Below are 12115 nucleotides of genomic sequence, written 5' to 3'. Positions count from 1 at the left end.
CGCCGCCCGTGCTTTGCAACGATGCAGAGATGATGCTGCGCCTTTTGCAACGATGCAATAGCTGAGTAACATCAACCTGCGTCAGCGCCGGTCCGCACCGGCGCGAACGCGAGATGCTGCCGACCGAAGCCCCGCGGGGGCCGTGAGGGGGAACTGGATGGCCGGCTCCACACTCCGCGACGTCGCCCGACGCGCCGGAGTCTCGATCCGCACCGTGTCCAACGTGGTCAACGGTTCGGTGCCCGTCTCCGACGAGTTGCGGGTCCGGGTGCAGGCCGCGCTCGACGAACTCGACTACCGGCCGAACCTGGTGGCCCGCAATCTCCGCCGGGGCCGCAGCGGCATGATCGCCCTGGTCGTCCCCGAGCTGGACGTGCCGTACTTCGCCGAACTGGCCCGCGAGGTGATCACCGCGGCCCGCACCCACGGGTACGTCGTCATGCTCGACCAGACCGACGGCGACGGCGACCGCGAGCGGGAGCTGCTGGGCCGCGAGTCCCGCGCCACGATGTTCGACGGCCTGCTCCTGAGCCCGCTGTCCATCTCCGCGGACGAGCTGCGCCGGCGCACCAACAGGGTGCCGGTCGTGCTGCTCGGCGAGCACATCTTCAACGGCAGCTTCCACCACGTGGCGATCGACAACATCGTCGCGGCCCGGGAGGCGACGGAGCATCTGCTCGGCCTCGGCCGCCGGCGCATCGCGGCCATCGGCGACCAGCCCTACAGCACCGGCGAGACCGCCCAGTTGCGTACGACGGGATACCGCCAGGCACTGGAACGGGCCGGTCTCACCGTCGACGAGGAGCTGATCGTCCCCACCCCGCGTTTCCACCGCCACCTCGGCGCCGAGGCCATGGAACGCCTGCTCGCCCTGCCCGAGCCGCCCGACGCGGTCTTCTGCTACAACGACCTGCTGGCCATCGGCGCCATGCACACCCTGGCCCGGGCCGGCGTACGGGTGCCCGACGACATCGCCGTCGTGGGGGTCGACGGCATCCAGGAGGGCCGGTACAGCTCGCCGTCGCTGACCACCGTCGCCCCGGACAAGGCCGCGATCGCGCGCACGGCGGTGAGCACCCTGCTCGGCGTGATCGACGGTTCGGCGCCCGCGCCGACGGAGGCCAAGGCGCCGCACCGGCTGCTGGTGCGGCAGAGCACGGTGGGGGCGCCGGTCGACTGACGGCCGCCCGGCACCCCCGGCGTCCTGGCCCTTCCGGCACCGGACGCCGCCGGGCACCCTTGCCGCGTCCCCGCCCGGCACCTAGCCTGACTTTGTGCCGCAAATAAACAAAGCCCGATCGCACAGCGCCGTGCCGGGCACCCGCGCCGACCTCACCCGTCTCCGAGCCGCCCTGACCGCCTTCTTCGCCCTCGACGGCTTCGTCTTCGCCGGGTGGGTGGTCCGGATCCCTGCCATCAAGGAGCAGACCGGCGCCTCCGCCAGCGCCCTGGGACTCGCCCTGCTCGGTGTCTCGGCGGGCGCCGTCGTCACCATGACCCTCACCGGACGGCTCGTCCGCCGCTACGGCAGCCACCCCGTCACCGTCGCCTGCGCGGTCCTGCTCTGCCTCAGCATCGCCCTGCCCCCGCTCACCCACTCGGCGCTCGCCCTCGGCGCCGTACTGCTGCTCTTCGGCAGCGCGTACGGCGGGATCAACGTCGCCTTCAACAGCGCCGCGGTCGACCTGGTGGCCGTACTGGGGCGCCCGATCATGCCCAGCTTCCACGCGGCGTTCAGCCTCGGCGGCATGGTCGGCGCGGGGCTCGGCGGGCTGGTCGCCGGGGCGCTGTCGCCGACGCGGCACCTGCTCGCCCTCACCGTGACCGGCCTGCTGGTCACCCTGTTCGCCGGCCGTGCCCTGCTGCGCTGCGAGCCCGCCGCGCCGCCGGAGCGCAGGCCCGAGCAGGACGGCACCCCGCGCCGCCGGGACCGCCGTACCCGTCGCCTGGTCCTCACCTTCGGGCTGATCGCCCTGTGCACGGCGTACGGCGAGGGCGCGATGGCCGACTGGGGCGCCCTGCACCTGGCGCAGGACCTCGACGCCTCCCCGGGCCTGGCGGCGGCGGGCTACGCGTGTTTCGCGCTCGCCATGACCGTCGGCCGATTGACCGGGACGACGCTGCTGGAACGCCTGGGCCGGACGGCCACGGTGGTGGCGGGCGGCACCACCGCGGTGGCCGGGATGCTGCTCGGCTCGCTCGCCCCCTCCGTGGGGGCGGCGCTGTTCGGCTTCGCGATCACCGGCCTCGGGCTCGCCAACATCTTCCCGGTCGCCATCGAGCGGGCCGGCGCGCTCGGCGGCCCCAGCGGTGTCGCGACCGCCTCCACCCTGGGCTACGGCGGCATGCTGCTCGGTCCGCCCGCGATCGGTTTCATGGCCGACTGGCTGTCCCTGTCCGCCGCCCTCACCAGCGTGGCCGCCCTCGCGGCGGTGGCCGTGCTGGTCGCGGTCGCGACGCGGCGCGCGGCGGCTACCGGCTGAGCCCTGCCGCCGCCCCTCGGGAACGTGCCGGGGGCCTGCCTCCAAGTCCGCCCCATGCGGCACACTCCCTGCCATGAAGACCGCCGCGTACGTCGAGATCCTGGACCGTGAAGGTGCGTTGCTGGCCGCGGCCGCCGAGGCGGCGGGCAGTGACGCCGAGGTGCCGACCTGCCCCGGCTGGCGGGTGCGGGACCTGCTGCGGCACACGGGGACGGTGCACCGCTGGGCGACGGCGTTCGTCGCCGAGGGGCACCCCGGCCCCCGGCCCGCCGCCGACCCACCCGGCCTCGACGGTGCCCCGCTCCTGACCTGGTTCCGGGAGGGGCACCGGCGGCTCGTCGACACCCTCGCGGGCGCCGCGCCCGACGTGCGGTGCTGGCACTTCCTGCCCGCGCCGTCACCGCTCGCCTTCTGGGCCCGGCGGCAGGCCCACGAGACGACCGTGCACCGGATCGACGCCGAGTCGGCCCGCGGCGGTGAACCCACCGGTGTCGGCGTGGACTTCGCGGTGGACGGCATCGACGAGCTGCTGTGCGCCTTCCACGCCCGTCCGAAGAGCGCCGTACGCACCGAGGAGCCCCGCACGCTGCGGGTGCGGGCGACGGACGCGCCGGACGCCGTGTGGACCGTACGGCTGTCCGCGCAGCCGCCGGTGACCGTGCGGGAGGACGCCGGGGACGCCGACTGCGAGCTGTCCGGCCCGGCCGCACTGCTCTACCCGGCGCTGTGGAACCGCCGGCCGTTCCCGGAGGTGACCGGCGACGGCGCGCTCGCCGCGTTGTGGCGCGAGCGGTCGGGCGTCACCTGGAAGTGAGCCGGACGGCGAAGCGGGTCAGCCGGACAGCAGCCGGTGCAGCACCGCCCGCTGCACCGGAAGCGCCTCGCCGTGCCGGGCGCGCCCCTGCGGGGTGAGCGCCACCCGCACGCCCCGCCGGTCCTCGGGGCACATGGCGCGTGCGACGAGGCCGTCCCTCTCCAGCCGGGCGACCAGCCGCGACAACGCGCTCTGACTGAGGTGGACCCGCTCGGAGATCTGCTGGAGGCGGTATCCGCGGGAGCCGCGACCGTCCTCGTCCGGTGACCCGGCCAGGACGTCGAGAACCTCGAAGTCGCTGCCGCACAGCCCGTGTCCGTGCAGCGCACGGTCGAGTTCGCACTGGACGCGGGCGTGGAGGACCAGGATCGAGCGCCACCGGCTCACGAGCGCCTGTTCGGCCTTCTTCGCCGCCATCCGCGCACCGTAGCAGAGCCCGTCGCGGCGGTCACCGCACTGCCCGACCCCCGCTCGCCCTGGGAGACTTGGCGCCATGGACACCTATGGGGGACGGCGTACGCAGGCCGAGCGCGACGCCGTCACGGTCGAGATCGGTTACGCGCTGTGCAGTGCGGCGTTCGCGGCGGCCGTGCTGTTCGGGGCGGTGGCGGGGCCCGCGCTTCTCTTCGGCCTGACGGGCGGGGTGCGCGCCGCGCCGGTCGGGGCGGGTGCGGTGTCGGCCGTGGTGGTGTTCTCCGTCCGGGTGGTGAGCGTGCTGGTCCGGTTCCCGCGCGGTGGTCAGCCGAGCCAGCCCGGCCGCACCAGGCCCGACTCGTAGGCCAGCACGACCAGTTGCGCCCGGTCTCGGGCGCCCAGCTTCACCATGGTGCGGCTGACGTGGGTCTTGGCGGTCAGCGGGCTGACGACCAGCCGGCGGGCGATCTCCTCGTTGGACAGTCCGATGCCGACCAGGGCCATCACCTCGCGCTCCCGCTCGGTCAGCCGGGCCATCTCCCCGGCCGCCGCGGGCTCCTTGGAACGGGCCGCGAACTCGGCGATCAGCCGGCGCGTCACCCCCGGCGACAGCAGCGCGTCACCGTCCACCACCGCCCGCACGGCGCGCAGGAGTTCCTCGGGTTCGGTGTCCTTGACCAGGAAGCCGGAGGCTCCGGAGCGGATCGCCTCGAAGACGTACTCATCGAGTTCGAAGGTGGTGAGCATGACCACCTTCACGTCATGCAGCCCCGGATCGCCGGTGACGCGGCGGGTGGCGGCGAGGCCGTCGAGCAGGGGCATGCGGATGTCCATGAGGACGACGTCGGGACGCAGTTCACGGATCGCGCGCACCGCCTCCTCGCCGTCGGCGGCCTCGGCGACCACCTCGATGTCCGACTGCGCGTCCAGCAGTGCCCGGAAACCGGCCCGGACCAGTGACTGGTCGTCGGCGAGCAGCACACGGATCACCGGTCGTCCTCCTTCGACTGCGCCGTACGTGTCACGTGGCCGCCTTCTTCACGTCGATCGGCAGGGTCGCCAGCACCCGGAAGCCGCCGTCCGGACGCGGGCCCGCCTCGATGGTGCCACCCAGTGCCGCCGCGCGCTCCCGCATCCCGGCCAGCCCGTTGCCGCTGCCGCCCGCGTCGGCGCCCGTCGCGGGGCCGTCGTCGTCGACGCGCAGCAGCAGCGTGCCCCCGTCCCGGTCGAGGCGGACGCGCGCGTGCCGGGAACCCGAGTGCCGTACGACGTTGGTGAGCGCCTCCTGCACGATGCGGAACGCGGCCAGGTCGGTGCCGGGCGACAGGCGCGGCGGCTTCCCCGCCACCTCGACGGTGAGGCCCGCGCTCGCCGCCTGCTCGACCAGTTCGGGGAGCCGGTCGAGGCCGGGGGCCGGAGCGCGCGGCGCGTCCCCGGGGGTGCGCAGGGTGTCGAGTACCTGCCGCACCTCGCCGAGCGCTTCCTTGCTCTGGTCCTTGATGGTGCCGAGCGCGGCGCGAGCCTGTTCCGGGTCGGTGTCCAGGAGGGCCAGGCCGACGCCGGCCTGCACGTTGATGACGGAGATGCTGTGCGCGAGGACGTCGTGCAACTCGCGGGCGATCCGCAGCCGCTCCTCGTCCGCGCGCCGCCGCGCCGCCTGGGCCCGCTCGGCCCGCTCCCGCGCCCACTGCTCGCGGCGGGCCCTGGCCAGCTCCGACAGGGCCGCGACGGCCACGACCCAGGTGGCGACCACGAGCTCCTGCCCCCAGGACGCGGCCGAGTCCCCGGACGGCGGCAGCCACCGGTAGAGCCAGTGCGCCACCAGGGCGTGCCCGGCCCACAGGGTCCCCATCGCCGCCCACGCGGCCCTGCGGTGCCCGGCGACGACGGCACTGAAGCAGGCCACCGCGACGGCCACGAACACCGGGCCGTACGGGTATCCGGCGCCCAGGTAGACCAGGGTGGTGACCGCCGTGCCGAACACGACCGGCACCGGGTGGCGCTGCCGCCACAGCAGGGCGGCCCCCGTCACGAACAGCAGCGCGCGGGCGAAGGGGTCCAGACCGGCCCGCTCGCCCTCCTGGGCGTGCGCGGCGAAGTTCGAGCCGAACAGCACGAACGCCGTGACGAGCACGGTGGAGCGCCAGGGCCACCGCGGGCGGTGCTCCTCCTCGCCCCGCAGGTTCCACCACGGGGGGCCGTGCCGCCACCACTGCGGCGCCCGGCCCTCGCGCTCGCGCTGTCCGTCCATGTCCGCCACGCTAGACGCCGGGCCCCGCGGGCGGCGTCACCCGAGCGTGGTGATCACACGTACTCCCGGCGAAGTACGCCCGCCGGCGCTCAGGCGCCGGTCTCCTCGCCCGTTGACGGCGCGGACGGCTCGGACGGTTCGGGCCGCCGGTCCATCGCCCCCAGCGCCCGCTGCGCCAGCGGATGGCCGCGGACCAGCTCGCCCAGCGAGGTGGAGCCCTGCGTGATGTCCTTGAACGCCTTCCAGGCCGGGCGGAAGCCGGTCAGGGCCGCGTGGAAGAGGCCCGGTCGGCGCTCGAACACCGTCAGCATCCGCTTGCCGACGCTCATCTCCACGCCCAGACCGGCCTTGACGGCGAACGCGTAGTTCAGGGCCTGCTTGCGCGCGTCCACCGCGTCGTGCGCCTCGGAGACGCGCACCGCCCACTCCCCCGCGAGCCGGCCCGAGCGCAGCGCGAAGGAGATGCCCTCGCGGGTCCACGGCTCCAGGAGCCCGGCCGCGTCCCCGCAGACCAGGACCCGGCCGCGCGACAGCGGCGAGTCGTCCGCGCGGCAGCGCGTCAGATGGCCGGAGGAGATGCTTGGTTCGAATCCGGCCAGCCCCAGCCGGGCGACGAAGTCCTCCAGGTACCGCTTGGTCGCCGCGCCCTCACCGCGCGCCGAGATGACCCCGACCGTCAGCGTGTCGCCCTTGGGGAAGACCCAGCCGTAGCTGCCGGGGATCGGGCCCCAGTCGATGAGCACCCGGCCCTTCCAGTCCTCGGCGACCGTCTCGGGCACCGGGATCTCCGCCTCCAGGCCGAGGTCGACCTGGTCGAGCTTCACCCCGACGTGCGCCCCTATCCGGCTGGCGCTGCCGTCCGCACCGACCACGGCCCGGGCCAGCACCGTCTCGCCGCCCTGGAGGACGACGGCGACCGTTCGCCGGTCCGGCACCGCCGAGCCGTGCTGCTCCACCCGGGTCACGGTCGCCCCGGTGCGCAGCTCGGCGCCCGCCTTCTGGGCGTGCTCGACGAGCTGCAGGTCGAACTCGGGCCGGTTGATCAGCCCGAACAGCATCTGCCGGGAGCGCCGGGTCCGGGTGAAGCGCCCGTTGTTCGAGAAGGTCACCGCGTGCACACGGTCCTGCAGGGGCAGCTCGAAGCCGGGTGGGAGGGAGTCTCGCGAGGGACCGATGATGCCGCCGCCACATGTCTTGTAGCGGGGCAGCTCCGCCTTCTCCAGCACCAGGACGCGCCGCCCCGCGACCGCCGCCGCGTAGGCGGCCGAGGCCCCCGCCGGTCCCGCGCCCACCACGACCACGTCCCAGACCTGACGCGCGTCGTCCGCCGAAGAGTTCTCGCTGCTCACGATGGTCTACTGCTCCGATCAAACCGCATGCCGCACCTGACCCCCGCATCCTACGGTGGGCATCGCCGCAGGCCACTGTGGGAGGATCGGCCCGTCATTCCAAGTACTCCTTGGTACAACGTCGCACCCACAAGGAGCGTGCCCATGTCGTCGAATCCGGTCGCCGAGACCGTCGCTTCGCTGATGCCCCGCGCGAAAGAGGAACTCGCCGCGCTGGTGGCCTTCCAATCGGTGGCCGACTTCGACCAGTTCCCGCGCAGCGAGAGCGTGGGTGCCGCCAACTGGATAGCGGCGGCCCTGCGCGCCGAGGGCTTCCAGGACGTCGAGCTGCTGGACACGCCCGACGGCACCCAGTCGGTGTACGGGTACCTGCCGGGGCCCGAGGGCGCGAAGACGGTGCTGCTCTACGCCCACTACGACGTGCAGCCGCCGCTGGACGAGGCCGGCTGGGCCACTCCGCCGTTCGAGCTGACCGAGCGCGACGGCCGCTGGTACGGGCGGGGCGCCGCGGACTGCAAGGGCGGCGTGCTCATGCACCTGCTGGCGCTGCGCGCGCTGAAGGCGAACGGGGGCGTGCCGGTGCACGTCAAGGTGATCGCCGAGGGTTCCGAGGAGCAGGGCACGGGCGGTCTGGAGCGGTACGCCGAGGCGCACCCCGAGCTGCTGGCCGCCGACACCATCGTCATCGGGGACGCGGGCAACTTCCGGGTCGGTCTGCCGACGGTCACCTCCACGCTGCGCGGCATGACGATGCTGCGCGTGACGGTCGACACGCTCGAAGGCAACCTGCACTCCGGCCAGTTCGGCGGTGCGGCGCCCGACGCGCTGGGCGCCCTGATCCGCGTACTGGACTCGCTGCGGGCCGAGGACGGCTCGACGACCGTCGACGGTCTGGCGGCGGACGGCACGTGGCAGGGCCTGGCCTACGACGAGGAGCAGTTCCGCCGGGACGCGCGGGTGCTGGACGGCGTGGAGCTGATCGGGTCCGGCTCGGTCGCCGACCGGATCTGGGCGCGGCCGGCCGTCACGGTGCTCGGCATCGACTGCCCGCCGGTCGTCGGCGCCACCCCGTCGGTGCAGGCGGGCGCACGGGCGCTGGTGAGCCTGCGGGTGCCGCCGGGCGTGGACGCCGCCGAGGCCACCAAGCTGCTCCGGGCCCACCTGGAGGCGCGTACGCCGTGGGGCGCGCGGGTCGCCGTCGAGCAGATCGGCCAGGGCCAGCCGTTCCGCGCCGACACCACGAGCCCGGCCTACCAGGCCATGGCGGACGCGATGGCGGTGGCGTACCCGGGCGAGGAGATGCAGTACGCCGGTCAGGGCGGCTCCATCCCGCTGTGCAACACCCTGGCCGCCCTCTACCCGGAGGCCGAGATCCTGCTGATCGGCCTGAGCGAGCCGGAGGCCCAGATCCACGCCGTGAACGAGAGCGTGTCCCCCGAGGAACTGGAGCGGCTGTCGGTGGCGGAGGCGCACTTCCTGCGCAACTACGCGGCGGGCTGAGCCCGGTCCCGTTCCCGGGTTCTGCCGTCGGCAGAGGGGCCTCGCCGGCGGGCGGGGTCCCGCCTACGGTCGTTCCATGGACGTCGTCGAACTCCTCCCGTGCCTGAGTCTGCTGCGCTTCCCGGTCGGTCAGGCGTACCTCTGGCGTGACGGGGACGAGGTGACGCTGATCGACGCCGGACCGGCCGGGTACGGCGCGCGTGTCGCCGAGGCCGCGCGGGGTGCCGGCCGCGTACGGCGTGTCGTGCTCACCCACTTCCACGAGGACCACGCGGGCGGGGCGCAGGAGGCCGCCGCGCTCACCGGGGCCGAGGTGGTGGCGCACTCCCTGGAGGCGCCCGTCGTGCGGGGCGAGGTGCCCGGTCCGCCGCCCGTGCTCGCGGACTGGGAGCGTCCGCTGCACGAGAACGCCGTGCGCCGGCTCCCCCGAGGTGACTTCGCCCGCCCGGCCCGGGTGGCCGAGGTGGTGGACGGTGACGTCCTGGACTTCGGCGGCGGGGCCCGGGTCGTGCACGCGCCGGGTCACACGGACGGGAGCATCGCGCTGCACCTCCCGGCCCACGGCGTGCTGTTCACGGGGGACGCGGTCGCCGCCTCGCCGGTCGACGGCGGTGTGCTGCTCGGCGTGTTCAACCTCGACCGGGACCGGGCCGTCGGCTCCTTCGGGCGGCTGGCGGCGCTCGACACGGAGCTGGCCTGTTTCGGTCACGGGGATCCGGTGACGGCACGGGCCGGGGAGGTGCTGAGGGCATCGGCACGGACGTACGGGGCGGCGGTCTGACGTCAGCCGACCGGCGTGCCCGCCTCCAGGTAGTGGGCGGCGCCGCGCTCCCGGGCCCGCAGCGCCCAGCGCAGCCGCTCGTAACGGACCGGCGGCAGCAGGGCGGCGGCCTCGTCCTCGGTGGCGAAGCGCCAGTCGCGCAGCTCGGGTCCCGGCAGCAGCACGCGGCCGGCGTCCGCCCTGTCGAGCCGGCCGCCGTCGAAGAGCAGCCGCAGACCGCCGTAGGCGGGGGGTGCCGGCGGCTCCCAGTCGACGACCAGCAGGGACGGTACGTCGTCGAGGCTGAGCCCGGTCTCCTCGGTGACCTCGCGCATGCCGGCGCGGGCCGGTGCCTCGCCGGGTTCGACGACACCGCCGGGGAACTCCCAGCCGGGTTTGTAGGTGGGGTCGACGAGCAGGACCCGGTCCCGCTCGTCGAAGAGCAGGACACCGGCGGCGACGGTCTCGCCGGTGGGTTCCGGGGTCTGCACGATCTCGCAGGCCGGTACGGCGCCCGTGCCGACGGCCTCGGCGACCCGGACGGCGGCCTCGTACGGGGTGAGGGCGCCGGTGTCGACGGGGTGGGCGTCGGCGGTGAGCCAGGAGGCGAGGGCGGCGCGGTAGGGCTCGATGTGGTCGTAGGACCACTGCCGCACCCGCGTCTCTGCGTCCGGCAGGTCCTCCGGGGTCTCGCGGCTCGCTATTCGCTCCCGCAGGATCGTTTCGGCCGGGGCGAGCAGGACGTGCCGGACCTCGATCCGGCGGGCGGCGAGACCGCCGAAGATCTCGTCGCGGTACTCCTGACGCAGCAGGGTCATCGGGACGACGAGCGTCCCGCCGAGGTCGGCGAGCAGCGCGGCCGCCGTGTCGATCACCAGCCGGCGCCAGATCGGCAGGTCCTGGAAGTCCCCCACCTCGGCCAGGCGTTTGGGCGGCAGCAGGTGCGCGAGCGCCCCGCCGATGACCTCGGGGTCGAAGAGCGTGCTGTTCGGGATCAGTTCGATCAGTTCCCGTGCGGTGGTGGTCTTCCCCGCACCGAACGCGCCGTTGATCCAGACGACGGTCACAGGTCCCCCTCTTCTGTTGGCCCCCTGTGGCTTGCCCGCTTCACCCTGCCACGGAAACCAGCCCAGCCGGGGTCGCGGGAAAGGGCATATGACAGCGGCGCCGACGCCCTCTCGGGGCATCGGCGCCGCGTGGGGGGCGGGCGCGTCGGCCCGGCCGGGGGTGTCAGCCCAGCTGTCCCAGGGCGTCGTCGTCGAGGGTCAGGCTCTCGGTGGCGACGGTGTCCTCCAGGGTACTGACGGTGTCGCCCGCCCCGAGACCGAGCGGGAGGTCGCTCGGGGCGGCGTGGGACGGGGTGACGGCCGCGACGACGAAGCCGGTGGCGAGGGACGCGAGGGCGAGCATGCTGCGCTTCTTCATGCCCCGTTCAACTACGCCACCGCACGGGAGTCACGGGCCGGCCGGGGAAGCCTCGCGGAACACCGAGGCGTACCGGCTCCCCGGGGGCCGGGCGGTGTCGTCCGGACCTTGCCGGGGCCGCGGGGTCCGAACCGCCCCCTAGACGTGCGCGGCGGTGGCCGGCGTCGTCCGCGAGAGCGCCGCCGCGGCCGCGCCGACCAGCCCGGCGTCCGTGCCCATCTGGGCGGGGACGACCGCGAGGCGCTGCACGAAGGACAGCGTCGCGTAGTCGGTGAGGGCCTTGCGCAGCGGGACGAAGAGGACGTCGCCCGCCTTGCCCACCCCCCCGCCGACCACGGCGATGTCGATCTCGACGAGGGTCGCGGTGGCGGCGATACCGGCGGCCAGCGCCTGGGCGGCCCGTTCGAAGGAGGCGACGGCGACGGGGTCGCCGAGGCGGGCGGCGGCGGCGACCGCGGCGGCGGAGGTGTCGCCGTCCGGGCCGGGCAGCCAGCCGGCGTCGAGGGCGCGGCGGGCGATGTTGGGGCCGCTCGCTATGCGCTCCACGCAGCCGCGCGCACCGCAGGGGCAGGGGTCGCCGTCCAGGTCGACGCTGATGTGGCCGATGTGGCCGGCGTTGCCGGTCGGTCCGGGGTGCAGCCGGCCGCCCAGCACCAGACCGCCGCCGACACCGGTCGAGACCACCATGCACAGCGCGTTGTCGTGGCCGCGGGCGGCGCCCTGCCAGTGTTCGGCGGCCGTGATGGCCACGCCGTCCCCGATGAGTTCCACGGGCAGACCGCCGGCGGCGTCGCGGACCCGCCGGACCAGCGGGTAGTCGCGCCAGCCGGGCACGTTCACCGGGCTGACGGTGCCGGCCGAGGCGTCCACCGGGCCGGCGCTGCCGATGCCGACGGCCGTGGCCCGCACCCACAGGGGCGACGCGGTCAGTTCCGCGAGCACGGCCTCGACGGCCCCCATCACGGTGTCACCGTCCTCCCGGGCGGGTGTCGCACGCTGTGCGCGCGCCTGGATGCGGCCGTGGCCGTCCACCAGCGCGCCGGCGATCTTGGTGCCGCCGATGTCCAGCGCTGCCACGAGGTCGGTGTGCATCAGAGTCGGATCTCCCCGTCGGACCGA

General features: G+C 74.5%; 13 protein-coding genes. 6 read left to right on the top strand and 7 right to left on the bottom strand.

Annotated elements, in window-relative coordinates; translation table 11 throughout:
* Nucleotides 1-157 precede the first annotated feature (157 nt).
* From BZZ08_RS26590 to BZZ08_RS26580, 3 genes are all read left to right on the top strand, one after another.
* Nucleotides 158-1180, top strand: coding sequence for a LacI family DNA-binding transcriptional regulator (locus BZZ08_RS26590; protein WP_104634761.1), 1023 nt, complete (start codon nt 158-160; stop codon nt 1178-1180).
* 130 nt (nt 1181-1310) lie between these two features.
* Nucleotides 1311-2483, top strand: a complete 1173-nt coding sequence (locus tag BZZ08_RS26585) for an MFS transporter (RefSeq protein WP_104634760.1) — start codon at nt 1311-1313, stop codon at nt 2481-2483.
* Nucleotides 2484-2556: 73 nt separating this feature from the next.
* Nucleotides 2557-3297, top strand: coding sequence for a maleylpyruvate isomerase family mycothiol-dependent enzyme (locus tag BZZ08_RS26580; RefSeq protein ID WP_104634759.1), 741 nt, complete (start codon nt 2557-2559; stop codon nt 3295-3297).
* Nucleotides 3298-3315: 18 nt separating this feature from the next.
* Here BZZ08_RS26580 and BZZ08_RS26575 read toward each other — a convergent pair whose 3' ends face one another.
* Complete coding sequence (locus tag BZZ08_RS26575; protein WP_104634758.1) at nt 3316-3714, bottom strand: MarR family winged helix-turn-helix transcriptional regulator; 399 nt, start codon at nt 3712-3714, stop codon at nt 3316-3318.
* Between the two features lie 76 nt (nt 3715-3790).
* Here BZZ08_RS26575 and BZZ08_RS26570 point away from each other — a divergent pair, with 76 nt between their 5' ends.
* Nucleotides 3791-4075: a DUF6332 family protein gene (locus tag BZZ08_RS26570; protein WP_104634757.1), complete on the top strand. Its 285-nt coding sequence runs from the start codon at nt 3791-3793 to the stop codon at nt 4073-4075.
* Here the strand turns inward: BZZ08_RS26570 and BZZ08_RS26565 are convergent.
* The 3 genes from BZZ08_RS26565 to BZZ08_RS26555 form a co-directional block, all read right to left on the bottom strand.
* Complete coding sequence (locus BZZ08_RS26565) at nt 4036-4701, bottom strand: response regulator transcription factor (protein ID WP_104634756.1); 666 nt, start codon at nt 4699-4701, stop codon at nt 4036-4038. The genes BZZ08_RS26570 and BZZ08_RS26565 overlap by 40 nt on opposite strands.
* Nucleotides 4702-4732: 31 nt before the next feature.
* Nucleotides 4733-5962 carry a sensor histidine kinase gene (locus tag BZZ08_RS26560; protein ID WP_104634755.1) on the bottom strand — a complete coding sequence of 410 codons (1230 nt, stop codon included), beginning with the start codon at nt 5960-5962 and terminating at the stop codon, nt 4733-4735.
* An 89-nt stretch (nt 5963-6051) separates the two neighbouring features.
* Entirely contained in the window at nt 6052-7311 is a 1260-nt protein-coding gene (locus BZZ08_RS26555; protein ID WP_104634754.1) for a geranylgeranyl reductase family protein, read from the bottom strand.
* A 144-nt stretch (nt 7312-7455) separates the two neighbouring features.
* Here BZZ08_RS26555 and BZZ08_RS26550 point away from each other — a divergent pair, with 144 nt between their 5' ends.
* Together BZZ08_RS26550 and BZZ08_RS26545 are read left to right on the top strand one after the other, a co-directional pair.
* A complete protein-coding gene (locus BZZ08_RS26550; RefSeq protein WP_104634753.1) occupies nt 7456-8811 on the top strand; it encodes a dipeptidase in 1356 nt (451 codons plus the stop codon).
* Between the two features lie 76 nt (nt 8812-8887).
* Nucleotides 8888-9592, top strand: coding sequence for an MBL fold metallo-hydrolase (locus BZZ08_RS26545; protein WP_104634752.1), 705 nt, complete (start codon nt 8888-8890; stop codon nt 9590-9592).
* Between the two features lie 2 nt (nt 9593-9594).
* Here the strand turns inward: BZZ08_RS26545 and BZZ08_RS26540 are convergent, their stop codons facing one another.
* The 3 genes from BZZ08_RS26540 to BZZ08_RS26530 form a co-directional block, all read right to left on the bottom strand.
* On the bottom strand, nt 9595-10638 hold the full coding sequence (locus BZZ08_RS26540; RefSeq protein ID WP_104634751.1) for an NUDIX hydrolase: 1044 nt from the start codon (nt 10636-10638) through the stop codon (nt 9595-9597).
* 163 nt (nt 10639-10801) lie between these two features.
* Nucleotides 10802-10996 carry a hypothetical protein gene (locus BZZ08_RS26535; RefSeq protein WP_104634750.1) on the bottom strand — a complete coding sequence of 65 codons (195 nt, stop codon included), beginning with the start codon at nt 10994-10996 and terminating at the stop codon, nt 10802-10804.
* Between the two features lie 138 nt (nt 10997-11134).
* Nucleotides 11135-12088, bottom strand: a complete 954-nt coding sequence (locus BZZ08_RS26530; RefSeq protein ID WP_104634749.1) for an ROK family protein — start codon at nt 12086-12088, stop codon at nt 11135-11137.
* Nucleotides 12089-12115 lie beyond the last annotated feature (27 nt).

Source organism: Streptomyces sp. MH60 (assembly GCF_002939385.1).
GTDB lineage: Bacteria > Actinomycetota > Actinomycetes > Streptomycetales > Streptomycetaceae > Streptomyces.
Note: the sequence above shows the minus strand (reverse complement) of the source record. Positions and strands in the feature narration are given on the sequence as shown.